This is a genomic window from Mesorhizobium sp. WSM3864 (assembly GCF_002294955.1).
In the GTDB taxonomy this organism is placed as follows: Bacteria; Pseudomonadota; Alphaproteobacteria; order Rhizobiales; family Rhizobiaceae; genus Mesorhizobium.
In genome coordinates this window covers 1-24,216 of record NZ_NSGD01000002.1, presented here as the reverse complement: position 1 = coordinate 24,216, position 24,216 = coordinate 1, and the positions used below count along the sequence as shown (strand labels likewise).

Sequence of the window (24,216 nt, the reverse complement as noted above, 5' to 3'; positions counted from 1 at the left end):
ATGAAAGGCGGCCGGATAGGTCTTTGGACCGCGCCGCCTGGAGTAGATGCGTCGGGCGAAACAGGAAAGATGACGCTTAATTCCGATTATGACCACCTTCAGATTCATGATTTTGGAACATGGACAGAAAGTGGCGTTAATCAAGGGAACGGCACATGGCGGTATGCGGCAAGGACAGTCACATTTATTGACCTCGGCTACATCCCCTTCGTCTTCATCTCGAATTCGGTATCGACAGATAAGGGGATAACGTACCCTCCGCGATACTCCAATGACTATGCGGGCGGTGACCTGCAAGCAATCAGCATCGGCGGCGCTCAAGTGCACAGCGACCATTTTTTCATGGCTACTCGTCTTGGGTTTTATCCTACCGAACGCACGGCCTGGATCGTTTTCAAGAACAGGGCATGGTGAATGGTTGACCGCATCTTTCTCGGCTATAGCGCTGGGAATCCTGCGTTTCGCCTTACGAAACCAGGAAAGGACATTTCCAGCACCGACCCGGAAGACTTCATCCTCACGGAGACCAGTTTCACCTTGCGGCCGGCCCTTGCGTCGACCGCAACGTTTACCGGCAACGGAAGTCAGACGTTCGACCTGTCGAGCTACGGATTTACGAATCCGCCAGTCATAATCCTGAAAAGCAGCGACGGCTCGATGGCGAGCTTCTTCGACTATTACGCCAAGGTGAATAACGCCTTGACGTCGCTAACGATCTCCAATCGCAGGAATATAGCTAGGACGATATCGTTCTACGTGTTCGCTAACGAGCTTCTGTAGCGCCAGCAGCCTTTAACGCCCATTCGCGGCACGCCGCATCCCAAGGATAATCCATGACCATCTACAACACCGGCACGGTCTCCGTGACGAATGGCAACGCTGTGGTTACGGGCAGCGGCACCGCGTGGGCTGTCGCGCTTATCAGTGGCGGCATGTTCTCGAGTGCGGGCCTGTCAATCCCGATCCTCTCGGTTGGTAGCGACACGTCCCTGACGCTGGCGTACGCGTGGCCCGGCACGACGGCCAGCGGTTCCGTTTATGCGATCGCGCAGGAGAATTCTGAAGCGGCGGACATAGTCAACCTGAACGGTCGCCTGGCGCAGGTGCTGGTCAAGCTTTCGCTCATCGGTATTCATCCCGACAATTCGGGTACGCTAACTAAGCGGAACGCGCTCACCCTTGGCGCCAGCGATGACAATTACATCTTCCTGCGCGCTGAGCTTGGCGTCGAGTTTGCATTCTATCGCTGGGACGGCCCGACGCTTGCATGGATCGGACCGTTCACCGTGGCTGACGCGGTCGCAGGCGGAGGCGTGTCTAGCTTGGTTGGCGGGACCGGCATTACGGTTGACGCAACCAATCCGGCAATCCCGGTCGTTAAGCTTGCCGACATGACGGCTAATCGTGTTCGCGGTCGCATCACATCAACCGGCGCGCCGCAAGAACTTACGCTGTCGCAAGTGTTGGATATGATCGGCGGCGCGGCGCAAGGTGATATCCTTTACCGTGGCTCGGCAACGTGGTCGCGCCTCGCGGCAGGAACGGCGCTGCAAAGCTTGCGCATGAATTCCGCCGCGAATGCGCCGCAATGGATGAACGCGCGCGAAGTTCTCACGGCGGCGCGAACCTATTATGTTCGTACGGACGGCAACGATAGCAACAACGGTTTAGCCAATACGGCAGGCGGCGCGTTTCTGACCGTTCAAAAGGCGATTGACGTTGCGGCGTCGTTGGACACGTCGATTTATGACGTGACTATTCAACTAGGCGCGGGAACCTATGATATTGGCAATGTCGGGTTGATCGGAAAGAATACGGTTGGTGCCGGCTCGATTAATATTGTCGGCAATGAAGCGTCGCCGTCCACTGTTGTTTTGCGTCTGACCGGCTCTCTATCCGGAAGCGTCGCCGTCCTTGTCTGTCAGAACCTTTCGACCATTTACAAGGTTCGCGGCTTTCGACTTGAAAGCACCGGAAGTGGCGGTAATCCGTTTGGTCTTCAATCTGTCGGTTCATCCAGATTAGAATTTCAAAACCTCGATTTTGGCGCTGGATTGCTGCATCACTTGCGCGCTTCGGATGGCGCTATACTGTTCGCGAGCGGGCCTTATTCAATCAGCGGCAGCACTTTAGCAGGCGGATTACATTTGGCGGGTGTTGGCGGTGCCGTTATCCGGGTGCAATCTCAAACCGTTACGTTCTCCGGAACGGTTTCATTCGGCTGTTTTGCGAATGCGACAACAGGGGCTATTATTTTCGGCAATAGCAATACGTTCGCCGGAACATTCGCTTCCGCGACTGGTACACGTTATCAGACCGATGGCAACGCGGTCATCCTAACGAACGGTGCCGGGCCGAACTATTTTCCCGGCAATGCTGCCGGCGTCGCGACCAATGGCGGTCAATACATTTAAAGGCTGGTTTCGATGTCTGATAATTACAATCCTCGCGATTGGTCTTGGATTGTTGGCGACGATGAAAGCCGCGCGTGGTCAAGCGCTGCGGCTGCTTATGTTGTGCCACCACCAACGGAGAACGTGACACGGATCGCAAGCGAAGACGAGCTAACTGACGTCCTAGCAGTCTACGGGCTGCCAGGACCAAAGGTGCGCGTGCCGAACTCAGTGTCGGCACGCCAGTTCAAGCTTCAACTGCTGGCGGCTGGCTTGCTTGAGCAGGTTGAGAGCTTTGTGGCGTCGCAAGGCGCCGCGGTGCAAATCGCATATGACAATAGCGGAACCTTCGTCCGCACCGAGCCGATGATGGCGGTCGGCTTTGCTGCCCTTGGCTTCACGGCAGAGCAAATCGATGCGTTCTTCGTGGCGGCCGGGAAATTGTGATTGAGGACGCGGGCATCTTTGGTGTTGTAAGCTCCCCGCGTGAGGGCCGGGCAAAGCAAGGGACATTTGATATAGACAGTCATAAGTGCTAATATTAGGAGTTGGCGCGGGGAGATACCCAAATGCGAATACCTCTATTAATGCTGGCTGTCGCTTTGGTGTTCGCTGGAGTAACTGCAAGCGCTGCTGCGACCAGAACGGAACACGTTTGCGTCGGCGAAGACCGCCCCGGAGACGCCGAAGACTGCGCTGCTGTGCCGAGTGATTTTGGAACAGTGACAATTACGTTCGGCTGCTTTGATGGCGGCAACCCGGGCGGGTACAAACCAAACTATGTCTGTCAGCAGATCTGTGGTCATCCGTATGGACCGCATTGCGGCCACTATACGAAAGACTCCTGGGCACATCATGGTCACCAGTGCGGATATCGATGGGCAATAGTGAGTTGTTACTAGGCCTCGAAATGGCTGCTTGGATGCTCGCCATTCCTACTACTAAGAATTTTGTTGGAAATTTTCTTCTCTGAATAGCCTTTCGCGGCCCTCAACCAGACCCTTTTCAGCACGCATCACCGTCTACGGAGCCAGACACTCGTTTTGCCGCCTTATGAGTGGGTTGTCTGTCATTGTGGCACCAACGTGGCCGCGATGACCTGAGGCGGTCTAGCAAAGAGACCAATGAAACTTCTCCCCGATTGGCGCCGCGTGCTCGCGCGCGCTTGGTCGATGCGGCTCATCGAGCTCGCATTTGTCTCCAACTTCATCATCAACGTCGTCCCGTCTATCGCTGACTTCCTGCCGTGGTGGCTAACGCTGCTTCTGCTCGGCTCCGCTTGGACGGCACGCCTAATCTGGCAGCCAGACAAGGTCACCACTGATGCCGATAAACAAGATCCTGTCGTCAAGGCGGGCTAGGGCGGCTATTGCCGCGGTAGTGGCTGCGTGCGTTAGCGGCTACGCAATGCTGCCTGGCGGCGTGTCGGTCGGCGACGACGTGTTGCTGGCCTCCACGGCGCTTGTGCGTCCGTGGGAAGGCCGAGAACTTCGTGCGTACCGCGACATCGTCGGGGTCGTTACGATATGCGACGGCGACACCGAAAACGTCCATATGGGCATGGTCGAGACGCCCGCCGGTTGCGATGCTCGGCTGCAGAAGCGTCTGACCAAGGACTTCAAACCCGGCCTGCAGAAATGCGTTACCAACTACGATGCCAAGCCGCTGTCATGGCGCGCGATGATGATTTCGCTGTCCTACAACGTCGGCACGCGGGCAGCTTGCAATTCGCGCGCCGCAGCTTTCGGAAATGCCGGCAAATACCACGACAGTTGCATTGCTGCGACCGCATTCAACAAGGCTGGCGGCAAGATGATTGCCGGCCTGGTCAAGCGCCGTGAGATGGGCGACGCACAGCGCATAGGAGAGGCCGAACTATGTGTTTCGGGATTGGAGTAGCTGCGCTGTTAGGGGCGACCGCTTTTGCCGGATGGCTCGATTACAAAGTTTTGTCGGCCTATGTGCGGAGCATGAAATCATGAACCTACTCGACAAGCTCACGGGGGGCTACGCCTCGCCAATCAAGTACGGACTGATTGCCGCCGCGATCGCGGCCACCCTCGGCTACACCTACCATCTTGGCTCATCGCATACCGCCGCGGTGTGGTCGGCCAAATACGAAAAGCGCGAGGCTGAGATCGCCAAGGCGACCGCGGCGGAAATCAGCCGCCAGGCGCAGGCCAACGCAATGGCGAAGGCTGCGGAGCAGAGACGCATCGCCGAACTCGAGGCCGCAAACCAAGCATTGGAACAGCTTATCAAGGAAAAGTCAGATGAGGCAGATGCCGACCCTGATCGCGATCGGCCTGCTTTGTCTAGCAGTGCAGGGATGCGTATCGACGCGATACATTAGCGTGCCGCCTGTCCTGGCCGAGCCGGATGCCAAACTGGTTGCGGCATGCCTTGGTCCGGTGCGCTTGCCCAAAGGCGAGTTGAGCCAACGCACCGTCGAGCGATTGTGGGTTACGGATAGAAAGTCGCTGATCGAATGCGGGCGCCGGCAGAAGGCGCTGCGAGAGTTTTACCAAGAGCGGGACTCACGCCTGCGTAAAGGATGGGCGGGAGAATGACGCCGGAACAAATGGTTTATCTGGTGCTGGCGGTTGGTGGCGCGGTCGGCTCTGCCTATTGGCGGTTTAGCACCATCATTTCGAAGGTGCGCGACGAGCTTGCCGCCCACAAACTCCACACGGCCGAGACCTACGTCACGAAGACCGGCATGCAGGAGCAGACGCAAGCAATCATGAAGGCGATCGATTCCGTCGCCGAACGGCTGGACGGCATGAACAGCCGACTCGACCGTGTATTTGAGGCAAAGCCGGTGAGGCATGCCTCCTGATGTGTATGACGCGCGTTTACCGAGCGGCCAGAAGCTGCTTTATTGGGCTAACCGCGTCTGGGTTGGAGGTATTTGTGACTTGGTGCGATAAGATGGCCTCAGTGCCATCGGTGGGCATATTCTATGCGCCGGTGTTTGTGTCCAGCGACAGGATTATCGATTCGATAGCGCCGATGTTGAATCGGTGGACCGTCGATGGCAAGGCCGACTTTGCCATCTCCGTACCCGATCCTTTGAAGGTAGAGATTCGTCATAATAACGGCTTCACGTACGCCGTGGAGTCGAACCGGGTATCGATTGCCTATCAGCACCGGGTGAAATTCCGAAACATCAGTGGTGGACGACCGGTCGCTGAATTGATTTCGAGCCCGCTGCCATTTTCGGGCCTCTTGGACGCGGCGATTGATGATATCATCGAGCTAACCTTGTTGTTGCCAATCGCCAAATCAAGCTCGATAAATAGGGTAGGTATCGTCTCCAGCACGCATGCCGACGAAGACGACATGCCGCCGGGTGTCAGAAAGTTGATCGATTTCTTGGCTAAACCGTGGCCAGGAGCACTCTCCGCGTACCAAGTTTCGATTGTTGGCAATCTCCCATCCAGTAAGGAATACGAAGATCGGTGCATCTACGGAATAACAAAGCCAGATGACGATTCTGATATACCTAATTACAAATTTGATTGGCAGCGAGGATACGTGACGTCGTTCCCAATAAATAAAGATACGCTTCAAAAAGAGTTTCAAAGAAATAGAAAAGCCGCGATCGAATATTTCGAGAAGCTAGCGATTGGAGATGAATTCGATGTCCTTGGCTAAGAGTCGCAGCGCAGACATTGTGGCTGACATCGCCAAAACGAATAGTGTGGAGGGGGTGTCAGAGAGCGGCTCCCTTGAGCCCCCGCCACAGGGCTGGGTGGCTTCCGCGCTTGAGTCGCCCAATCTCTCTCGCGGATCACTCTTTGCTACTTCGGCCAGATTGGCAGCGCGTCTAAACGCGACGATTATCTCCCCCACCGAAACCCAAGACCTTCTCCGAACGAGGCAAGCTCTGCTTGATAAGCTTTTTGAAGGGACGATAACCCGCAGTGAACAAAACAAACTGGAATATGTCCGGTGGTCCCTTGATCGGATCGAGGACGCGCAAAAAGGGCAGTCGCTCGATCTCCTCGAGACGCAGGTTGAGGCGTTCGAAAACGTGGTAAGCGAACTCAAAAAGTTCTATGATCAGCTGGATGAAAGGTCGATTCGAAAATCAAGGCGGTAGCTCTGCGTGACAGGCGAGATTGTTGTTCGCGAGGAGGAAACGCTAGTTGTCAGGTCGGCCGTTCCTGCCGGGCTGCCATACCCAAAATATCGCAATTTCCTGCGCCACGACTTCTTCCACTCGTGTGCATATTGCACGATGACTGAAGCTGAGGCGGCAGCAATTCGGTTCACGATCGACCACTACGAACCACAAACTGCACGGCCTGATCTTGTAGACGTATACGACAATCTTATGTGGGCGTGCGACGAGTGCAACACTCGGAAGGGCACCAGGTCGCCACCGGCGGCAGCTCGCGCAGATGGTCTGAGGTTCTTCAGGCCTGACGCCGATGAGTTTTTGGACCATTTCGAACGAAAGGGTCTTGAACTTCGCTCCCTTACCAAGACCGGCTGGTATTCGATTCATGCCTTGGATTTGAATCGCGAAGCGCTTCAGCGACTTCGGGATTTGAGGCGCCGACTTTCTAATTGTGAAGCGCATATCACGGCGGGTGTGCGTGCGCTTCGATCGTTCAGCGTTGACCGGCTGCCACCCCACCTGAGAGGCCCGGCCGCCCGGGGCATCAAGGCACTTCTAGACGCCCACGATAATATCGCGACCGCGATTGAGGATCTCCTTCGGGAGAATGCAAAGTCCGAGTTGATAGACGAAGACGGAACCCAGGTGGAAAGAGCGAAGGAGCGCACCGCAAAACTTAAGGCCGCCGAATCTCTTTATCCTGGTCAGGACTGGAGGGCGCCTACTAACAGAAAGCCCAACCGCAACCCCTAAGCCGCAGCCTCCGCTGACTATCTGCCAGCCCCCCGTTGCCTCGCCGGCAGCGGGGCATTTTTGTTTGCGATGACGCTAGTGTTGTCGCGCTTCGCAGCTATGCAACACGGTGACCTAGCAAGATTTATAGGCGCGCCTCAACGTGTCCATGATGACGTTGAACCTGGACTGGTAGTTTCCTCTGCAGGTGCCGCCTTGATCGCCGATATCGTTTAGACGATTTGAATAGCCCAAACTGAACGCGCTCAATGCAGCGTCTTCGTCACCATTGCCATCAGTGCAGACCGCTGCGAGGCTTTCAAATCGGCCCTTTATTCGTCGTGCCATACTGGATCTACCGCACGCCTCAAAGTCAGCCGCAGCACTACCCGCAGCGTCGGCCAGATTTTCAATGTCCTCTCGCGTTTGTGCCAGTGAAGGAAGCGTGGTCAGAACGACCGAAAAACAAATTAGGATACCAATAGATTTCAGCATTACACGATTCCCCCGTTCCCACATGAATTCTCTACGCCTATATTCTCCAAGGACAGAAGGCAACGACTCGATACGAGGTTGCCCGCGGAGTCCGGGCGAGGCAACCAGCGCCTCATGTCCATGCTGTTCGCTCGAGATGGCTTGCCGTAGGTCTCGGCGATCGACCGTCTGACCGCAAATCGGGCACACCATAGAAGTATCCCATCCAGCCATCGGCGCAGGCCGCGGCGTTTGAGGACATAGGGGGAATTTTAGAGAAGCCCACTCTCCGCAAGCGTGAGCGCCTGGCCACGGTTGCGGCTGCCCCGATTTCGGGACTGCCCATCGAGCCGCGTTAAACTCGCTCGTCTTGGATCAAAGCCCGTCGGCTCCGGTCGGCGGGCTGTTGACTTGGAACACTTAGCCGCCGATGCAGTTCGGTTTCTGGTCGCAGCACCCAGACGGTCGAGCGCGCCCTGTCGGGTCGGTCCCGACGCAAAGAGCCCCGCGCGCGGAGGTGCGGCGGGCTCTTTTTCGGACTCGCTAGGTCAGTCTTGCGGCCAAGCCGGCCCAGAACCTTAAAGGCGGCCCGAGGCACCAGACTTGAAGGCATATTTGTAAACCGTGCGGTTTCCTTCATCTGTCACCCGCACCCAAAAGCGTTCATCTTTCCGGGCTGTGACGTCCTTGCCGGTGGCTTTTCTGGTCGCCTCCCAAGGGGTGTCTGCGCTGGCCACGCGATGGGATATCGGCATGTCGCCGATCATCTCTTCCACCCTGTAAGCCTAACCGTCATCAGGCTCACTCCAACAAAGGAGCGTCCCAACTTGCACTCGATCAGCTTGTTCCCTCTCGAGCGTATCTATCCTCTGGGGTCTCGATCACTGCGGGCAGCCGAGATGGTAGGCCGGCATTCCACAGACACTAGTGCTATTGACGCTGCGCCATCCGCTGCGTCTGCCCTTCTTCGACACTAACGGCATCAGGAAAACACCGCGGCGCAAATGCAACAGCTTTATTACGATATTTGCATGTGATATTTTGTTCCCAATAGCGGGCTACAGCGATGAAAGTTGCAGCTGTCTTCGTGTTTGCGTTCATAGCGTTGGCCAACGCTGCCTTGGCGGATGGAACACCTGCGGTCAGAGAAGGCAGTGGAGGTGCTCGCGCGGGAACTGGCGGCAGTGCGGGCAGTGCCCGGCCGAAGCCGAGCGACAATCCTAATTGCAATAGGGAGGCGCTTTCGGCTTGTAAAGCTGAGCGAAAGCAAGGCTTAACCGACTGCAAATGGAGCCTGCTTACTGATTGCAAAGGGCACGTTTCCTTGGACTATTCTGATTGCAAGGCAGACGCTGGATGTTGATGCGAGCGATATTCACATTGTACGCTCTTGGCGCATCAGTTAACGGCGCGAACGCTCAATACATTTGTGATCTGTTCGATCTCAACTCCGACCTGCGCAGAGCCGGGGACTTGGGCAGTTTGTCCTATTCGTATTGGCAAAACGCTACTAACAGCAACGACCCCGTTGAAAAATGCGACGATATGACCTCTGCAGTTGACGCTCTGAAGGAAGCGTATGAAATCTATAGCGTCTGCAATAGGCAACTCGCCGTCAGTACAATGGGCGTAATTCGAAGTTATAACGGAACTCGAAGTGACTATTGTGCCGAAGCCGCGGCAGACGATGCAAACGACGGCGACCAAGAGTAAGCCGGGAAAGGAGGCCACCGCGCGTTGCCGCACCTGTGGCTAGGCCAGACTTAGCCGCTACGATGTCACGGGTTTCTTCGCCTTTTAATTCAGGACAATTGTCCGGATAGCACGGAAGTTTCCGGCCGGCTTTGGATGGCTCGGTGCCTGGCGCCGGGTGAGCGGGCATCGCCTGTCCTCTATCTCCGCTGAGCAAAGGCGTTCAGCGCCTTGCTTATCACGGCGACCGCATGGCAAGGATTAGCGGCATCAGGAGGTCTGCGTGTTCTCCCATGATTGGCGGGTAAGAACTAAGGGAGTCTGCACGTTGCCTTTCAGCAAAATTGAGAGCATGCTTAGGGGAAGCTTTCATAGCGAGGCACTGCGATGCATGCCAGCATAAGAAGCCTTACCCTCTCGATCTTTTTTGCGTGCTTTTGCTTGGGTTCAACGAAAGCCAGGGCTGAGCTTGAGTTCTGCAATAAAACTGTCGACACTGTTTGGGTGGCCGTGGCTCATCTCAAAGACGGCGAATGGCTGGCCGAAGGCTGGTGGGAGATGAAAGCCGGAAAGTGCTTCTCTCCGATAGGCGACTTCTCCAATCGCTATTATTATTACTATGCGTTTGACACAGGCCCTTCGGCCGGGGCGTGGGAGGCCGAGGAAGACGAGGAGGGGGCTTGGTTCTGCTTCACAAAAAAGGAGTTTACATTCACAGGCAACAGGTGCCCCAGAGGTTGGACAAAGAAAAAATTCGCGATCATAGACGTTAAGGGCTATGATAAATTTACTCAAAACCTAAATGACCCGGCGAGAGCGCTCCCGAGGATAAAAACTGGAGTTATACAGAGGAAATGCCTCATTAGCTGGGACGACTCGCATCAAGTGCACTCGGTCGAAACAGTTATTGACTGGAACTTCCAGCGAGTAAGGACAAAAATGAAAAAGCTTCGCCACTGCGTGGAGCTGAAGGTAATCGGTCCGGTCGATATTGGAGGCGTTGCGAAGAGCTATGTAGATGCGTGTATAGATAGGGCGCTCAACGACAATAAAACGCTCTACTTATTGCAAGCCGTGGTTGCTTTGGTGGGAGATGTAGTCGGCGGAGGAGGGTCGCTTTCCGCTGCAAACGCATATGCGTATTTGGACAACGTAAAGACCGAGGCAATTTCGTGCCTTACCACGCTATCAAAGATTAAAGCATATCTGCAAGACTATTTGGGCAAGCAGTTTGACGCGACGGTCCGCGAGGAAAGCCATTGGGAATATTGGTATCTTTGAACAACCGAATGGATGATTGCGGCGAGATCGTCCCTATTTCATAGCAATCTTCTTTGGGGCATTCGATGGCCGAACGAAAACAGCCCGAGAGTGCTCGGCAACGCCTCCCTTGGCCAACAGCTTTTTTGCCAAGCAGGTGCGGAGGGGGCGTCGGCTACGAAGAAGGAGTCCGAGATCGCATCGCAATATAGGCGCTCACCGCGTATCTCGGACGGCGCCACAGTCTTCACACTTCACCACGATCCGCTTGAAAGCTAACACGACCGGCCCTCCTGGTGCAGAACGGGCAAGGCTCCGTATTCATCGCGAAGCGCGCTTTTTGCCATTGCCTTTCGCCGGCTTCTTCCCAGACTTCCGACCAAGCCCGCTGGCCTTAGCCAACTCAGATCGCTGAGCGGCATAGTTAGGCGCTACCATCGGGTAGTCCGGCTTCAAGCTCCATTTGGCCCGGTATTCGTCTGGTGTCAGGCCGTGGTCAGTCGACAGGTGCCGCTTCAGCGACTTGAACTTCTTGCCGTCTTCGAGGCAAACGATGTGCTCTGGGGATACCGAACGCTTCGGATTGACCGCAGGCTCCTGTTCGGGTTGCCTGGCCTTGCTGGCCTGGCCAATGCCGGATAGCGACGTATGAATCGAGGCGATGAGGTCGGGCAGCCCTGACACGGGGAGGGGATTATTGCCGACATAAGCAGACACGATGTCCGCGGTCAGGCTGATTAGAACGCCGTTTTGGGCTTCGATATGTTCGGTCAAGACAATTCGCTCCTGTATTTGTCCACCCCTCTGCGCTCGCTTCTAGTGCAAGTTCGGTCACTCGCCAATGTAGCAATTGCTTTTTCCCAACCCATGTGTCTGCGCAGTCACCAATTATTGGCGTGCAGCCCTCTGGCTGCGCGCTTCTGCAGCCATCGCTCAACAATCTTCAACTGCTCTCGTCCTTCCGGTGTTATTCGAACCCGCACAGAGCCAGAGCAGTCTAACCCGCAATGCTTCACCAGATTTTTTTGAAGCAATCGTAGAATTGTGTTTTCGCCGGCTCGCTGGATTTCATTATAAGTCAGAGGCTCTGTCTGGCGATCCAAGTATCTCAGAACGCCAATAACGCGGCGATCCACGCTTGTGGGTGGGCGAGCGACAAGCCACTTCAATTCGTCTTCAGGGGTGTGTCTGTCGAGTGGGCCCGTGCTGTCATTGAGTCCAAACGTCGAGCCCGCGGCCGGCTCGCGGATTGCCTGCCAGATCGCAAGCAGGTCAGATTCAGAGAAAAGATACTCGCGGCCAACGCGCGAACATGCGCCATGCTTTCGGGCCAACTTTATCAGCGCACGCTTGGTAACGCGCATCCGCTCGGCCGCCTCGTCGGCTTTGTATATACTGTCGAGGGTCATCGCCGCTTTTCGAACTAAGCAGTTTCAGCTGTGCGACTTTCGATGGCGATAAGCGACTCTAGCATCCGCAAAACGCTCCGCCGCCTCAAGCGTGGCGCGGTCGTAAACGCCCGACGTCGTCTTGGTTGATGCGTGGCCGGCGACCTTAGCCGCATCGTCGGTCGATACGCCGCCGGCGCGACCCTCGGTGATACCGCTAGCTCGGAGGTCGCGCGCCCACACGTTGTCGGCGATGCCAGCCTTGGCTCTGTCGAGGCGCCACTTTTCGCCGAAGTAGTTGCTGCTGTACGGCATGCCTGTGCCTTCGCAAACGATCATCGGGCCGCTGCGCGGCTCTGGCCAGTGCGCTAGCTCCTCCGTCACCATCGGCGCCTTGGTGAGCGGATAGGTGACGACCAGGCCGGTCTTTCCGCTGGTCTTGGACGGCACGTAGCGCAGCACCAGATCTGCGTCGACATCTTCCCACGACAGCCACAGGAGCACGTCCCACAATCTTGCTGCAGCCTCAAAGACTATAGCGTAGGCGAGGGCGCATGAAGGCCGGCCATCCGCGTGTGCGGCGGCCCGCAAAGCCACTACTTGCTCCGCCGTCATCACTGTTTCGCGGCGCCTCGGTCCTGGTAATTTGCGACTGGCTGCCTTCAGCGAGATGGCAAGATCAGCGCAGCCCGGCAGGCGTGCCTCAACGCCAAATGCAACGGCAGCCATAAGGACGGCGCGGCACATCTTGGATGCCGCGGGCTTCTCCCCGTTTGAGGACCAGCGAACATGCCACTCCTTCAGGTCCAGACCGGATATTTCGCCTACGGCTCGGTCGCCAATTTCCTTCTCAATTTGGCTCAAGTAGTGGGTGTAGACACGGTGGCTGACGGCCTTTAGCTGATGGAAGCTACTCTGCGGGTGCGTTGAGTAGGCAGTGACAAGTGACTTTATCGTTCCATCGAATCTGAACGGGTTCATTAGGCGAGATGAGCGCCATTCGAGCATGTCTGCCCATAGCGCGTCACATCGTTTCGCCAGCTCATCGGGCTTACCAGCCCACCGAGACAGATTGATGGTTTTTGGGCGATAGCCTGCCTTCCTGTCTTGCTCTGGAGCGATCCACCGCGGCTCAAAGTGGGTGGGCCGCCTGATCCACCGAAGGCCGGGCGCGCGAACTCTGATCTGGCGGACTGGCTCTGCCATATCGCCATGATCTCATGTCGCGCTGACGCTCACAAGCCTTTGAGAACATTATGCGTTTTCGCCTAAACTAACTTGACGGCGAAGTCGGTTTCGCCTGTTTGGTTTATTCCTTTAGCTCGCGCAGACGAACGCCTCTACCCTCCGATGACATCTGGCCGTCCTCGAGCAATTCAATGCCCACGGCGCCAAAGGCGTCGTTGATGGCTTGCATGGTATCCAGTCGACCGCGGACGATCGCGCCACCCCATCCCTCAAAATTTCGAACTGTATTGATTCCGATGTTTGCCGCATCGGCTAAGGCCTTCTGGTCCATTCCGGCCAAGGCTCGAGCAGCTTTGATTTGGTTCCCTGTCACTGGCATGTGTGTACCTCAACTCTGAATATGGCGTTTGTACCCAAATTTGCTCTTGACGGCAAGCGGCGGCTGCTCATATGGTTATTTTACCCAATTACAGGGTTGCAGGAACCAATTGGAGAAATCAGATGCAGCACACCCCAATCACCCGCCGTTCTGTCCTGGCTGGCGCGGCAGCGCTGGCCGCAAACGCCGCGCTTGCAGGGACACCAACTGCCGAAAACTGGACCTTTGAACTCGGCCAGCTGGTCTCGCATAAAGACCAACCCTTCCTCTCGATGGTGTTGGCCAGGTCTAAGACCAGGCGCGGGGACGAGGTCTACGGCATCCGACGCCTGCGAGATGACGTGCCGGTTTCGGACCTGATGATGTTGAGCGGCGCGCTTGTGCCTATCGCCGACTGTGATGCTGAAGCGGTTCGGACTGCAGAGCACGCATGGGAAACCTCAGCCCTGAGGGCGAGGGCTGCCTGAAATGGGCAACGGGTCTCATCGCCCTGAGCTGCGCGCCATCCTGCGGGAAAAGCAGGGTGGCCGCTGCTGCTACTGCGATGTCCGGATGCGGATTTCGTTCAAGAGCAAGATGCGGCCCGATTCAGAGACGCTTGAGCACCTGGACAGGCGTGCCGATCGCGGCGGCAACGATCGCGGCAACATCGCCTTGGCGTGCTACCGCTGCAATACCGGACGTGGTGACGTCGACTGGCTGACCTACAAGACGATCAGGCGCGGCGAGCATTACGAGAGGTGGTGAGGCGTCCCCTAGGCAACAAAAAAGCGGGCTCTCGCCCGCTTCCCTTCGTTGCCAAGACTCATGCACGATGCCGGTACATTCATGGTCATCGCGCCGTCAATCGGCTCAAATGCTGCCTCGCTTAGCGAAACCTCTCCGACTATCTGAAGGGACGTTCCTGGCCAGCGGCGGCGGCTGACGGGTATATGTCTGCCGAAGGTGTTAAAAACAAGGCAGCCCCGGAGCGCGCCTTGGCGGCTTTTATGTTCGGGTGGTTGCAGGGTGGTTACAAAATGCGTGGCTACATATTCGATGGCCGCTAACTAATTGACTTTAATGGTCGGAGTGGCGTGATTCGAACACGCGACCCCCTGATCCCAAATCAGGTGCGCTACCAGGCTGCGCTACACTCCGAACGGCATCCCCATAGGGTTCCGAACCATTTTGAGCAAGCCCCAAAATGGAAGAGCGGAACGAACGGCGTACATTGGCAGAGTTCGGCACGCAAAGTCCCACGGAAAGTCCCACGGTGTTGCCCAGTCGTTCCCCCCTCCTGCTTTCGAGCCGAAGGTCAAAAATGTAATAAGTCTCGATGCCGGCTGCGGGCGATGGGCAGGCGCAGATACGCGGCGGCGTACGGATGCGCGCCCAGCAACATCTCTATCGACCGCGCCCGCCGTCGAGCTTCGATGCGCAAGGGACGGTAGAGGCCGGAGGATGCTGACTGAAAGCCACAGACAAACAGCAGGTTAGGACGCAAGGAACGCTAGAGTCGATTTTTCCGTTTTCGCGTGCGCGCGAAGATACGCAAGAATAGCAAACGCAGCTTGATTGTGTGGCGCGAAATTTGTCGTCTCTTCCTGCTGCTCGTTCCGAGGGCCAGCGACGTCGTTCATCGGAACGGCGGACCTGGATAGACTCGCGCCGTTCGCCCCCAACACCGATCAGATCCAACCCTTTAGTTCAAATCCGATAGCAGCATGTGCACGCACCAGAAGCGAATCTCCGGGTTGCGTCGCTATGGCTAGGCGTCCATCCGCTCCAGTCTGGAGACGCCTGCGTTTGCCGGCTCCAGTTTTATGTAGCACGGACTTACGTCCTCCTTCAGCTTTCGCAGCTGTAGACGGATTTTGGCGCGAAGCATTGGGTCGGCTTTGTCCTCGACGGCGCTCAGCACCCTGGTGGCCTCATCCACCTGACTAAGCTGCGCGAGGCTGCGGCCAAGACCATATCGCGCCCCCGACAGGTCTGGATTGAGCTCAAGCAATTTGCGGAAGGCGTCGGCGGCGTCCGCGTGCCGGCTGAGCAGCTGAAGTTCGACGGCAAGCCTTGACCAAGCCTTGACCGATTTCGGTGCGATCTCCACGAGCGATCCGAAAGTATCGGCCGCCGACCAGTGGTCGCCTTTGGCGGCCAGCAGCTGGCCCAATCCGTAAAGCGTGCGCGGATGGCGAGGGTTGACCTCCAAGATCTGGCGGTAGCCATTTTCGGCGTTGGCAAGGTTGCCTGCTTCGTGGAATTTGGTCGCCTGCTCCAGCACGCTCCCGACGGACCTCTCGTCGATCCGGTCGCCGAGATTGCGACCGGTCCTGGTCTTGATCAGGACGCAATGGATGGTGGTCTCCTCCACGCCGTAGGAGTACTTGTACGGTTCGTTGCCGCGCAGGAAGTCGTAGTTGCGGAAGCCCTGTTCGATCGCATGACGAATGCAATAGCCATGCAGCACGAGCCCGGACGGGATGTCGTTCGCGGTCTCGTCGCGTCCCGCGAGATGGAACAGCATCGTTTTTTTGACCCGGTCGACCAGGAATGCCAGGCCCCCGAGCGGCTTGTCGCCCTGCCACAGGATCGGCAGGAACAGCGTTCCGCTTTCGAAGGCGTCCTTGAACAGGATCCGGTTGGACCTGACTAGGCCAGGCAGGAGGTTGCCCTTCCGCGGCGCCCATTTGATCCGCCACATTTCGAGGATGATGCCGATGTCGCGATCTATCGTGGAGGCGTCGGCATGGGTGATGCGGAACTCGCCGGATCCATCGAGCTTGCGCAGGAAGCGTCTGATCTTCTGGCGCGTGTTCGAGCTGGTCTTTTGTTCGAGATAGCTGTCCCAATCGCCTGGCAGTGCGGCGGCCGGGCAGATGCAATTGTCGACATTGTCGGTTTTGTTGACGCGCGGCATCTTGTGGGCCGTCAGCCGCTTGTCGGCAAGGTTGTCGATGAGCAGGCGCCGTCGCTTCTCCGACATGCGCAGATTTTCGAGATGCAGCTTGGCCCAGTTCATCTTCAGAAGATGCCTGGCAAGAGCCGGGATCGCGCGCTCGGCAAAGCCCGGTGCGCACAGGATACCGGCATAGTCGGCCGCGTAGTTGCCGGCCATGTTGATCTCGTTGTGGCAGATACCGGTCTTCTTGTTCAGCCTGGTGCGCAGTCGCAGAGGCAATAGGGCGACATAGGAAGATCCTGGCGGCCCCGAGCGTGCCGCCAGGACGGACCAGGCGTCTTCATAGCGTCGCATATAGGACGACAGGAACGTCCAGGAGAGGAAAAACTGCGCTTCGGGATCCTTTTGGTAGAGATCATCCCAGTTCTTTCTGAGCCGGTTCAGCTCCTCCCGTTTCGTGATGACGTCGATCTGCATGGTTCCCCCGAAATCGTTGCCTGTTCGTAGGTCTCACTGCTCCATGAAGGCTCTCGCCATGCTGTCGGCGATCGGCTTCGTCAGATAGCTGAAGAATGTGCGCGACTCCGTCGCGACGAGGATCTCGGCGGGCATACCCGGGGTCGGCGTAAAACCATGCACCTTTGCCAGTTCGCTTGCCGGCACGCGCACGCGCGCCAGATAGACTTCCTTGGGCGTGGGGCCGCTCATCTCCGGCAACGCATCTGCCGAGACATAGTAGACTTCGCCCTCCAGAACCGGCGTCGTGCGGCGATTGAGAGCGATCAGCCGGATCGAGGCTTGCTGCCCGACCTTGATGTTGTCGATGTCGGTGCGGGGCACCTGGGCCTCGATGACGAGAGGCACGTCCGAGGGCAGGATCTCGAGGATCGCCTTGCCGCTCTCGATAACGCCGCCGGCGGTGTGATAGTACATGCGTATGATCGTGCCGGGCTCGGGAGCCTTGATGGTCACGCGGCGAAGCACGTTCTCCGCCTCGCGCGACTTTTCTCGCACGGCGTCCAGTTCGGCCTCCAGGCTTTGCAGTTCCTGGAGCGCCGCCTGGCGATAGGTATCCTTGGTCTGCGTGATCTGCTGCTCGAACCTGACGATCTGTTCGCGGTTCTCGGCGACTTCCGCCACCATCTTGCCGATCTGGCCATCGGCGTCGGCCATCGCGCGCTGGATCGCCTTTACCTCGGTGCCGCGGATCAGGCCCTGCTCGAGGAGCCTTTGCTTGCCCTGATATTCCTCCTTGAGGAATTGCAGTTGCCGGCGCACCGACGAGATCTGCTCCTCGATGCCTTCGTTGCGGAATTCCATGGCCTTCTTGTTCTGGTCGAACAGCGCTATGTCGCTGTCGCGCTTTCGTTCCGCGGCCTCGAAGTTGGCCTGCTGGCTTTCCATGATCGGGGAGACCTCTGGATCGAACCGGTTGTCGAGGATGATCGCGGGAAATCGGATCTTGCCGCTGCCCTGCACCTCGGCATTCAGCCGGGCCGCGATCGCTTCGAGCCGCGCCTTGCGCAGGAACAATTGCCGTTCGTTGGTCTGCGCGGCGGTCTCGTCGAGCTTTATCAACGGCTGGTCGAGGCTGACATGGTCGCCTTCATTGACCAGGATTTCCTTGATGATGCCGCCTTCGAGATGCTGGACGATCTTGTTTTGCCCGGTTGCGACAAAGCTGCCCTGGGCGATGATGGCGGACGCGAGCGGCGCCGTGAAAGCCCAGGTGCCGAAGCCGCCGAAGGCCACCGTGATCAACAGCGCGCCAAATGCGGTCTGCTTCCAGATCGAGCGCGGCACCTCGGAATACCACTGTATGTCGTGAACTTTTGCGATGTCGGTCGTCATCTTTGCGGCCCCGCTACTGGATCTGATGGCCGAACGAGCCGCCTTCGATGCTCAAGCCCCGGTTTGCAAGGGCCTGCAGCACTTCCTGTCGCATGCCGAACAGGGCGACGGTGCCGTTGACAAGCAGCAGTATCTTGTCGACGCTCTTCAGCAGCGATGGCCGCTGGGTGATGGTGATCACCGTGATCTTGTTTTCCTTGGCGTGCTGGAGGGCTCGTTCCAGTGCCGCGTCTCCGGCCGAATCCAGATTCGAATTCGGCTCATCGAGCACCACCAGGCGGGGATTGCCGAAGAAGGCGCGCGCAAGCGCGACGCGCTGCTTCTGCCCGCCTGAAAGCGGCGCTCCGTCGGCGGCGACGAAGGTCTCGTAGCCGTGGGGCAAGGTGGAGATCATCTCATGAACGTCGGCCAGCGCCGCCGCTTGGTAGATCTCGGCGTCGGTCGCATCGTCACGCATACGGGCGATGTTGGCCTTGATCGACGCCGGGAACAGCTGAACATCCTGGGGCAGATAGCCGATATTCTCGCCGAACTGGCGTGGATCCCAGTTGCGAAGATCCATCAGATCCAGCCGTACGTTGCCTGACGTCGGCAGGATCGACCCGACCAGCATCTTGCCCAAGGTCGTCTTGCCGGCGCCCGAATTGCCGATGATGGCCAGCGAATCGCCCGGCGAGAGCGCGAACGAAATGCCGTTCAGCACAACCCGCTTCGTTCCCTGGGGCACGAACAGGAGCCGTTCGACGTCGAGACGGCCCTCGGGACGCGGCAGGTTCAACCGCTCGAAATTGAGCGGCGACGATTGCAGCAGCGATGCGATCCGGCCATAGGCGGCGCGGGCATGCACGACGTGGTTCCAGCCCTCGATGGCGCCTTCGATCGGGCCGAGCGCCCGGCCGGCGATGATCGATGCGGCGATGACCATGCCGCCGGTGAGATGCCCTTCGATCGCCAAATGAGCGCCCCAGCCAAGCATCGTCACCTGGGTCAGCAGCCGAACGGCCTTCGACATGGAGGCAAAGACGATGTTGCGGTCTTGTGCGATCACCTGCGCCCTGAGCGAGTTTGCGGTGTCCTTGCCCCAGATCTTCACGGCCTCGGGGATCATGGCCAGCGCGTTGATGATCTGCGAGTTGCGCGACATCGAATCGAGATGGATGTTGGCTTTGCTCTGGTGCGCGTTCGCCTCGCCGAAGGTCGCGGCCGTCGCGCGCTGGTTGAGAAGCGTGATGATCAACAGCAGCACCGCCGAGGTCATGACGATGAAGCCCTGATGCGGGTGGATCAGAAACACCACCAGCACCATCAATGGAGCCATCGGCGCATCGAGGAACGACAGCAGCGTGCCGGAGGTCAGGAAGGTCCTCAGTTGCTGCAGGTCGCCCAGGACCTGGTACTCCTTGCCGTTGCTGTGAAGCGAGGCTCTGGCCGCCGCGCTGAGGATCGGCGCACCCAATTGGGCCGCCATCTCGACGGCCGTGCGCATCAGGATGAAGCGGCGAAGCGCATCGAACATCGCCTGCAGCATCACCGCGCCGACGATCACCACCGTCAGCATCACCAGCGTGTCGGGGGAACGGCTGGTGAGAACGCGATCCGAGATCTGGAACAGATAGATCGGGATCGCCAGGACCAGTATGTTGCAGGCGACCGTGAACAGCATGACGATCAGCAGGTTTTTCCTGACCGCGCTCAATCCGGCCCTGAGCGAAGCGCCGAAATCGACCGGGCCGAGGCGCTTGTGGAAAGCGCCGCCACCCCCGCCGCCACCACCGCCGCGCCGGCCCTTGTCGTCGACACCTCCTGGGGGAGATCCGCCTTGCTGCGTCTTGATGGGACCAGTGTCGCCTTCGATGGTGATCATGCCGGGCGACTTTGCCGCGTCTTTCATCTCGGTTACCGACGGCTTGGCTGGCTCGTCGGGCGCGACCTTGGCCTGCGGTTCGGCCGGCCGTTGGGGCACAGGCTGTGGCCTCGGCGGCGCTGCATTGGCCTGGATATTCTGCCTTTCGGCCGCTGGCATTGGCTTGGGCGTGGGTTCGGCTGGCCGTTGGGGCACAGGCTGTGGCCTAGGCGACGCCGCGTCCGCCGGGACATTCAGTTTGTCGATCGTCGGCGCTGTCGTCGCGGGAGGCTCGGTGGCCACCGGCTCACTTTTTGCAACGGCGGCTGAAGGCGGAGCAGCAGGTTTCTTGGCCGTCAAAGCTGGCCCCTGCCACTCGGCCGGTCGCGTCTGGAATGTTGGCGTTGGCGGCAGCGGCTCAGGTGCGACAGTCGAACGCGCCCGTGTGGTGCCGGGGATGGAACTTTGGCTTGGCTGCGGGGCCGGCTCCGGCTTACACAGTTGGCGCTGCGCCATGAAGTTCGGTATGTCAACGGCGGCTACGGGTTTGGGCGCTGCGGAAGAAGCCGGAGGATGCCCTGCATTGGCGCCCATCTCGTTGGGCAGGTTCGGTGGCCCGCCTGTCGTTTGCAGAACTGGATTTGCTCTTTCCTCGGTTCGCCCCTCCTGCAAGGCGGGTGCGATTTTGATGGGGCCGGCCGCGGCCGCCTTCGCTTCGCTGACCTGTGGATTCGTCGTTGTGGGAGGCGTGACGATTTGCCTGACCACGCCGCCCCCGTCCGCCTGCCCAGCCGGGCTGGTCGATGCAGGGGTTCTCGCTGGCTGGTGCGCAGGCAGGGGCGCTGTGGCCTGCTCTGGTTTCGGCTGACTGGTTACTGCGCTCCGGCCGTCGACCTGCGGCAAAGGTCGGTCCTGACCGGCCTTTACTTCGCGATGGGGGACTGCATCGTAAAACTGGCCGACGGCATTGTCGATTGTCTTGATGGTCCGGTCGATCGCCTGCTCATGCTGCCGCAGGGCGTTCGAAAGCGTCTTGCGAGGCACCGCGGAACTCGACGATCCCGGGTCGTCCTCCTGCATCGCCGCCTCTAGGTCTTCGGCAAACGTGTCCCAAGGCAGGTCGCGATCATCGGTCATTGTATCCCCCGGTTCCCGGATCAGCCCAATATTGTTTGCACGCCGTCCGCCTGAACATGATCCGGCGTCGGGACTATCAAATGGTCCATCTGCGTGTCGTCGGCGCCCGCATCGTCGGCCAGGAACGCGATCGCTTCGTTGACCAGCGCGTCCGGATTCTGTCCGCCGAGTTCAGGATCGCTCGAGATGATGTCGGCCTGGATCAGGATCTCCTGCGAATAGTGCTCGCCGCCGACATAGGTCTTGTCGGTTCCGTCGACGTCGATGATCCCCGCGAAGTTCGCCACCTGATTACCGCCGGTGGTGACGGTCCATTCCGCCTCGGGATGGGCGACGAACTGGTTCATCGCCAAGGCAACCTGATCGCTGTCGCCCAGCACGTTCGTTTGCGACACATACTGCACGTTGAGCAGGTCGCCGGAGATGTAGAGAACCCGCAAGGCGCCGATACCGGCGAAGGCTGGGTCGTTCAGTATGTCGCCAGGGCCGGCGTCCTTGCCGGCCGCGAAGTCCTGGGCCGCTTGAAGATAGGACGTCGGCAAGGCCTCATAGTGGTTCTGGCCGCCGACATTGATGATCGTCGCATCGTTCCAGAGCAGGTTGCCGGCGGTCGAGTAGGAGCCTTCTCCGGATGTCTGGAAACCATCGACCGCGCCGATGAGATCGTTGTCGATCAGGAAATTCATCTGCTGGATGATGTTGGCGTCGTAGATGTTTCCGCCGATGATGATCAGGTCGTAGTAGTGACCGAGCTCGTTCAGCGACACGTCGTTGATCGCCGTGTTGTCGCCGGTGCTCACGCTGGTCCTGACACCCGACGAGGACATAACCGTGGTGTCGTTGTCGGTCATGAAGCAGTACTGCTGGATCCAGTTCGTGATGATGAGGTCGCCGGTGACCTGCGTCACCACCCAGGCGGCGGGGAAACCGTCCGCTGCGGTTGGCGCCACGCTGCCGGCCGACGGGTCGATGTGCTTGAACGCGGCGATGTTGAAGGCCTCGTCGGGGGCGTTGCCCAGCTTCCACCCATTCAGGGAGGAGCTTACGATATCCGTGTCGCAGCGTGCGTTGATCTGGATGATGGCATTGATTTCATAGCTGTTGCCGACAGTGGCGACGACCGATGTCGTCGTCCAGTTGTTGGTCAGCACGGCCGAATTGATCAGCGTGTTGGTGCCGGTGTCCAGTTCAACGCATGGGCTGAGCAGGCCGTTGCCCCAGCCCGACATGAAATCGGAGGAATCCGGCGGCGTGTTGTAGTCGTCCTTGTCGGGTCCAGCGCTGGCAACCTCGTCATCCTGGTGCTGTTCCTTGAGGAGATTGATGTGGTCCTCCGCCTTCGGCGCGTCGGCATCGTCGACCAGCTGGCCGTTGACATAGGTTCCCAAGATCGAGCCGGAAGTCGCGTCTGGGTGCAGGACGAAGACGTTCGCTTCGCCGCTCGGGTCCTCGGTGTAGGCGGCGATGCGTTCGCCCATGGTCACCACCGCGGCCGCCATGTCGTCGGGAGTGCCCAGCAACGTCACATCGTCGATCGGCGACACGTCCGCCGCCGCGTTCATCAGCGAGGCCAGATGGCTGCTGTCGTCGACCGCCGCGGGCGTGAAGATCAGCCCATGTCCGCCGGCGCCGACATAGTCGTTGTCGGACAGGCGGATTTCCTGGTTGATGTAGGCTGCGATCGCGCCTGGAGGTTCGATGTTTGGCAGGACCATGCCGCCACCGAAAGCCGGCAGATGCGGCAGATGGAAGTGATGATGGCCGGGGCTCAGATGGCCGTGCTGAACGATTTCGGGCGGCGTGTACCAGAAGCTCGAACTGACCGTGTTCAGCACCAGGTCCGGCTTGACCCCCATATACGGAACGTGTGGATCGAAGTCGTCGAGGGTATAAGGCGCCTTGACGTTGACATTCGTGTTTGGAAGGTCGGGAGTTTCTTCCTTGGTGGCCGCAGCAATTTTGAACTCGTCGTAGGTCTTTAGCTGCCGTGCCTCCTCGACCGAGATCTCGAACATGCCGATGAAATGCGAGATGACCTCGGTCATCTTGTCCAGCTGCATCGTGTACACGGTAGCCTCCGTATCTTGAGATCATTCGCGCTCGGTCGGGGCGGCATGTCTCCCGGATGGAAGGACTGCGCGGAAACTCCGCGCAGTCCCAAGCTGTCTGATTTCGTGACGAAATCAGTCGTGTGACATCGATCAGGTACCGGTATGGTCGCCGGCGTCCTCGCCAGTCAGCGTGTTGTGGTAGTCGCCGCCAACCACGGTCTGGTCGACCAGGTTTTCCTGAAGGTTGGCGCCCATCACTATCTGCTGATTGAAGGCGCTGACGTCGATCAGGCCGTCGGCCGAAGAGTGGCTCGTGCCGGTCACGTAGCCGTCATCGCCATTCTGCGAGCCCCACATCCCAGCGTCGCCGCCGGTGCCGCCGTCACCGTTGAAGGCTTGGCCGCCAGCGCCGCCGGCACCACCGTAGCCGGAAGCGGTGTATCCACCCGTGGCGTCGCCGCCGGTACCGTCAGCCCAGGCGCCGCTCAGCGCATGGCCACCGTCACCACCAAAGGCCGCTGCGAAGCCGCCGAGGCTGTCGCCGCCGTAAGCGTCGCCACTGGTGGCCGCGCCGCCGGTTCCGTCACCGCTGGATCCGTCACCGCCCGTGCCAGCACCGCCCGTGCCGCCGGCACCGCCGGTGCCGGAGCCCGAGCCCGAGCCCGTACCAGCGCCCCAGCCTGCGCCGAGGGCGTCACCGCCGTACGATTCGGAGTCGCCGCCGTTCGAATTGGCGTTGCCGCCATCCGAATTGGCATTGCCGCCATCAGCGTCGGCGCCGCCGCCGCCACCGCCGCCACCGCCGCCGCCACCGGTGG

Annotated in this window: 24 protein-coding genes, 1 tRNA gene and 1 pseudogene; 14 read left to right on the top strand and 12 right to left on the bottom strand. The window is 58.9% G+C overall.

Annotated elements, in window-relative coordinates; genetic code table 11:
* The 11 genes from CK215_RS04330 (at position 1) to CK215_RS04280 (ending at position 7,272) form a co-directional block, all read left to right on the top strand.
* On the top strand, positions 1 to 414 hold the full coding sequence (locus CK215_RS04330) for a hypothetical protein (RefSeq protein WP_141245447.1): 414 nt from the start codon (positions 1 to 3) through the stop codon (positions 412 to 414).
* Positions 415 to 780, top strand: a complete 366-nt coding sequence (locus CK215_RS04325; protein ID WP_095830215.1) for a hypothetical protein — start codon at positions 415 to 417, stop codon at positions 778 to 780. It abuts the gene before it with no gap.
* A gap of 53 nt (positions 781 to 833) precedes the next feature.
* Complete coding sequence (locus CK215_RS31710) at positions 834 to 2,414, top strand: hypothetical protein (protein WP_245418602.1); 1,581 nt, start codon at positions 834 to 836, stop codon at positions 2,412 to 2,414.
* Positions 2,415 to 2,426: 12 nt separating this feature from the next.
* The gene (locus CK215_RS31705; RefSeq protein ID WP_245418601.1) at positions 2,427 to 2,840 is read left to right on the top strand and encodes a hypothetical protein; all 414 of its coding nucleotides are present in this window, start codon (positions 2,427 to 2,429) and stop codon (positions 2,838 to 2,840) included.
* A 677-nt stretch (positions 2,841 to 3,517) separates the two neighbouring features.
* A complete protein-coding gene (locus tag CK215_RS04310) occupies positions 3,518 to 3,754 on the top strand; it encodes a hypothetical protein (RefSeq protein ID WP_095830214.1) in 237 nt (78 codons plus the stop codon).
* A 46-nt stretch (positions 3,755 to 3,800) separates the two neighbouring features.
* On the top strand, positions 3,801 to 4,292 hold the full coding sequence (locus CK215_RS04305; RefSeq protein WP_245418600.1) for a lysozyme: 492 nt from the start codon (positions 3,801 to 3,803) through the stop codon (positions 4,290 to 4,292).
* A gap of 79 nt (positions 4,293 to 4,371) precedes the next feature.
* On the top strand, positions 4,372 to 4,746 hold the full coding sequence (locus CK215_RS30610) for a hypothetical protein (protein WP_141245446.1): 375 nt from the start codon (positions 4,372 to 4,374) through the stop codon (positions 4,744 to 4,746).
* 213 nt (positions 4,747 to 4,959) lie between these two features.
* Positions 4,960 to 5,232: a hypothetical protein gene (locus tag CK215_RS04295; RefSeq protein WP_095830211.1), complete on the top strand. Its 273-nt coding sequence runs from the start codon at positions 4,960 to 4,962 to the stop codon at positions 5,230 to 5,232.
* A gap of 92 nt (positions 5,233 to 5,324) precedes the next feature.
* The gene (locus tag CK215_RS04290; RefSeq protein WP_141245445.1) at positions 5,325 to 6,050 is read left to right on the top strand and encodes a hypothetical protein; all 726 of its coding nucleotides are present in this window, start codon (positions 5,325 to 5,327) and stop codon (positions 6,048 to 6,050) included.
* Positions 6,037 to 6,498 (top strand): hypothetical protein, encoded by a 462-nt coding sequence (locus tag CK215_RS04285; protein ID WP_095830209.1) that lies wholly within the window; start codon positions 6,037 to 6,039, stop codon positions 6,496 to 6,498. The genes CK215_RS04290 and CK215_RS04285 overlap by 14 nt, the downstream gene beginning before the upstream one ends.
* A 6-nt stretch (positions 6,499 to 6,504) precedes the next feature.
* The gene (locus CK215_RS04280) at positions 6,505 to 7,272 is read left to right on the top strand and encodes an HNH endonuclease (protein ID WP_141245444.1); all 768 of its coding nucleotides are present in this window, start codon (positions 6,505 to 6,507) and stop codon (positions 7,270 to 7,272) included.
* A gap of 114 nt (positions 7,273 to 7,386) precedes the next feature.
* Here CK215_RS04280 and CK215_RS30605 read toward each other — a convergent pair whose 3' ends face one another.
* Both CK215_RS30605 and CK215_RS04275 read right to left on the bottom strand, forming a co-directional pair.
* Positions 7,387 to 7,746, bottom strand: coding sequence for a hypothetical protein (locus tag CK215_RS30605; protein WP_141245443.1), 360 nt, complete (start codon positions 7,744 to 7,746; stop codon positions 7,387 to 7,389).
* A gap of 557 nt (positions 7,747 to 8,303) precedes the next feature.
* Positions 8,304 to 8,501: a hypothetical protein gene (locus tag CK215_RS04275; RefSeq protein ID WP_095830207.1), complete on the bottom strand. Its 198-nt coding sequence runs from the start codon at positions 8,499 to 8,501 to the stop codon at positions 8,304 to 8,306.
* A gap of 1,303 nt (positions 8,502 to 9,804) precedes the next feature.
* Here CK215_RS04275 and CK215_RS04265 point away from each other — a divergent pair.
* Positions 9,805 to 10,698 carry a DUF1036 domain-containing protein gene (locus CK215_RS04265; protein ID WP_095830205.1) on the top strand — a complete coding sequence of 298 codons (894 nt, stop codon included), beginning with the start codon at positions 9,805 to 9,807 and terminating at the stop codon, positions 10,696 to 10,698.
* Between the two features lie 300 nt (positions 10,699 to 10,998).
* Here the strand turns inward: CK215_RS04265 and CK215_RS04260 are convergent, their stop codons facing one another.
* The 4 genes from CK215_RS04260 to CK215_RS04245 form a co-directional block, all read right to left on the bottom strand.
* A complete protein-coding gene (locus CK215_RS04260) occupies positions 10,999 to 11,451 on the bottom strand; it encodes a MucR family transcriptional regulator (protein ID WP_245418599.1) in 453 nt (150 codons plus the stop codon).
* Positions 11,452 to 11,558: 107 nt separating this feature from the next.
* The gene (locus CK215_RS04255; RefSeq protein WP_095830204.1) at positions 11,559 to 12,086 is read right to left on the bottom strand and encodes a helix-turn-helix domain-containing protein; all 528 of its coding nucleotides are present in this window, start codon (positions 12,084 to 12,086) and stop codon (positions 11,559 to 11,561) included.
* A gap of 24 nt (positions 12,087 to 12,110) precedes the next feature.
* Positions 12,111 to 13,073 (bottom strand): integrase, encoded by a 963-nt coding sequence (locus CK215_RS30600; protein WP_141245442.1) that lies wholly within the window; start codon positions 13,071 to 13,073, stop codon positions 12,111 to 12,113.
* A 301-nt stretch (positions 13,074 to 13,374) separates the two neighbouring features.
* The gene (locus CK215_RS04245; RefSeq protein ID WP_245418598.1) at positions 13,375 to 13,584 is read right to left on the bottom strand and encodes an XRE family transcriptional regulator; all 210 of its coding nucleotides are present in this window, start codon (positions 13,582 to 13,584) and stop codon (positions 13,375 to 13,377) included.
* Between the two features lie 170 nt (positions 13,585 to 13,754).
* On the opposite strand from CK215_RS04245, the gene CK215_RS04240 reads away from it, so the two are divergent.
* Positions 13,755 to 14,099, top strand: a complete 345-nt coding sequence (locus CK215_RS04240) for a hypothetical protein (protein ID WP_095830201.1) — start codon at positions 13,755 to 13,757, stop codon at positions 14,097 to 14,099.
* Between the two features lies 1 nt (position 14,100).
* On the top strand, positions 14,101 to 14,379 hold the full coding sequence (locus CK215_RS04235; RefSeq protein WP_095830200.1) for an HNH endonuclease: 279 nt from the start codon (positions 14,101 to 14,103) through the stop codon (positions 14,377 to 14,379).
* Between the two features lie 316 nt (positions 14,380 to 14,695).
* Here CK215_RS04235 and CK215_RS04230 read toward each other — a convergent pair.
* The 6 genes and pseudogenes from CK215_RS04230 to CK215_RS04205 form a co-directional block, all read right to left on the bottom strand.
* A tRNA-Pro gene (locus CK215_RS04230) sits at positions 14,696 to 14,772 on the bottom strand.
* 610 nt (positions 14,773 to 15,382) lie between these two features.
* Positions 15,383 to 16,993 carry a GNAT family N-acetyltransferase gene (locus CK215_RS04225; RefSeq protein WP_095830199.1) on the bottom strand — a complete coding sequence of 537 codons (1,611 nt, stop codon included), beginning with the start codon at positions 16,991 to 16,993 and terminating at the stop codon, positions 15,383 to 15,385.
* A gap of 33 nt (positions 16,994 to 17,026) precedes the next feature.
* Complete coding sequence (locus CK215_RS04220) at positions 17,027 to 18,367, bottom strand: HlyD family type I secretion periplasmic adaptor subunit (protein WP_066995884.1); 1,341 nt, start codon at positions 18,365 to 18,367, stop codon at positions 17,027 to 17,029.
* 13 nt (positions 18,368 to 18,380) lie between these two features.
* Positions 18,381 to 20,513 (bottom strand): type I secretion system permease/ATPase, encoded by a 2,133-nt coding sequence (locus tag CK215_RS04215; RefSeq protein ID WP_245418597.1) that lies wholly within the window; start codon positions 20,511 to 20,513, stop codon positions 18,381 to 18,383.
* An 854-nt stretch (positions 20,514 to 21,367) separates the two neighbouring features.
* On the bottom strand, positions 21,368 to 23,416 hold the full coding sequence (locus tag CK215_RS04210) for a type I secretion protein (RefSeq protein ID WP_141245441.1): 2,049 nt from the start codon (positions 23,414 to 23,416) through the stop codon (positions 21,368 to 21,370).
* 132 nt (positions 23,417 to 23,548) lie between these two features.
* A pseudogene (locus CK215_RS04205) lies at positions 23,549 to 24,216 on the bottom strand (hypothetical protein); the annotation flags it as partial.

What these genes read in the sequence shown, in the direction of transcription:
- CK215_RS04330 (WP_141245447.1), top strand. Translation starts at nt 1, where the DNA reads ATGAAAGGCGGCCGGATAGGTCTTTGGACCGCGCCGCCTGGAGTAGAT.
- CK215_RS04325 (WP_095830215.1), top strand. Translation starts at nt 415, where the DNA reads ATGGTTGACCGCATCTTTCTCGGCTATAGCGCTGGGAATCCTGCGTTT.
- CK215_RS31710 (WP_245418602.1), top strand. Translation starts at nt 834, where the DNA reads ATGACCATCTACAACACCGGCACGGTCTCCGTGACGAATGGCAACGCT.
- CK215_RS31705 (WP_245418601.1), top strand. Translation starts at nt 2,427, where the DNA reads ATGTCTGATAATTACAATCCTCGCGATTGGTCTTGGATTGTTGGCGAC.
- CK215_RS04310 (WP_095830214.1), top strand. Translation starts at nt 3,518, where the DNA reads ATGAAACTTCTCCCCGATTGGCGCCGCGTGCTCGCGCGCGCTTGGTCG.
- CK215_RS04305 (WP_245418600.1), top strand. Translation starts at nt 3,801, where the DNA reads ATGCTGCCTGGCGGCGTGTCGGTCGGCGACGACGTGTTGCTGGCCTCC.
- CK215_RS30610 (WP_141245446.1), top strand. Translation starts at nt 4,372, where the DNA reads ATGAACCTACTCGACAAGCTCACGGGGGGCTACGCCTCGCCAATCAAG.
- CK215_RS04295 (WP_095830211.1), top strand. Translation starts at nt 4,960, where the DNA reads ATGACGCCGGAACAAATGGTTTATCTGGTGCTGGCGGTTGGTGGCGCG.
- CK215_RS04290 (WP_141245445.1), top strand. Translation starts at nt 5,325, where the DNA reads ATGGCCTCAGTGCCATCGGTGGGCATATTCTATGCGCCGGTGTTTGTG.
- CK215_RS04285 (WP_095830209.1), top strand. Translation starts at nt 6,037, where the DNA reads ATGTCCTTGGCTAAGAGTCGCAGCGCAGACATTGTGGCTGACATCGCC.
- CK215_RS30605 (WP_141245443.1), bottom strand. Translation starts at nt 7,746, where the DNA reads ATGCTGAAATCTATTGGTATCCTAATTTGTTTTTCGGTCGTTCTGACC.
- CK215_RS04265 (WP_095830205.1), top strand. Translation starts at nt 9,805, where the DNA reads ATGCATGCCAGCATAAGAAGCCTTACCCTCTCGATCTTTTTTGCGTGC.
- CK215_RS04255 (WP_095830204.1), bottom strand. Translation starts at nt 12,086, where the DNA reads ATGACCCTCGACAGTATATACAAAGCCGACGAGGCGGCCGAGCGGATG.
- CK215_RS30600 (WP_141245442.1), bottom strand. Translation starts at nt 13,073, where the DNA reads ATGCTCGAATGGCGCTCATCTCGCCTAATGAACCCGTTCAGATTCGAT.
- CK215_RS04245 (WP_245418598.1), bottom strand. Translation starts at nt 13,584, where the DNA reads ATGGACCAGAAGGCCTTAGCCGATGCGGCAAACATCGGAATCAATACA.
- CK215_RS04240 (WP_095830201.1), top strand. Translation starts at nt 13,755, where the DNA reads ATGCAGCACACCCCAATCACCCGCCGTTCTGTCCTGGCTGGCGCGGCA.
- CK215_RS04235 (WP_095830200.1), top strand. Translation starts at nt 14,101, where the DNA reads ATGGGCAACGGGTCTCATCGCCCTGAGCTGCGCGCCATCCTGCGGGAA.
- CK215_RS04225 (WP_095830199.1), bottom strand. Translation starts at nt 16,993, where the DNA reads ATGCAGATCGACGTCATCACGAAACGGGAGGAGCTGAACCGGCTCAGA.
- CK215_RS04220 (WP_066995884.1), bottom strand. Translation starts at nt 18,367, where the DNA reads ATGACGACCGACATCGCAAAAGTTCACGACATACAGTGGTATTCCGAG.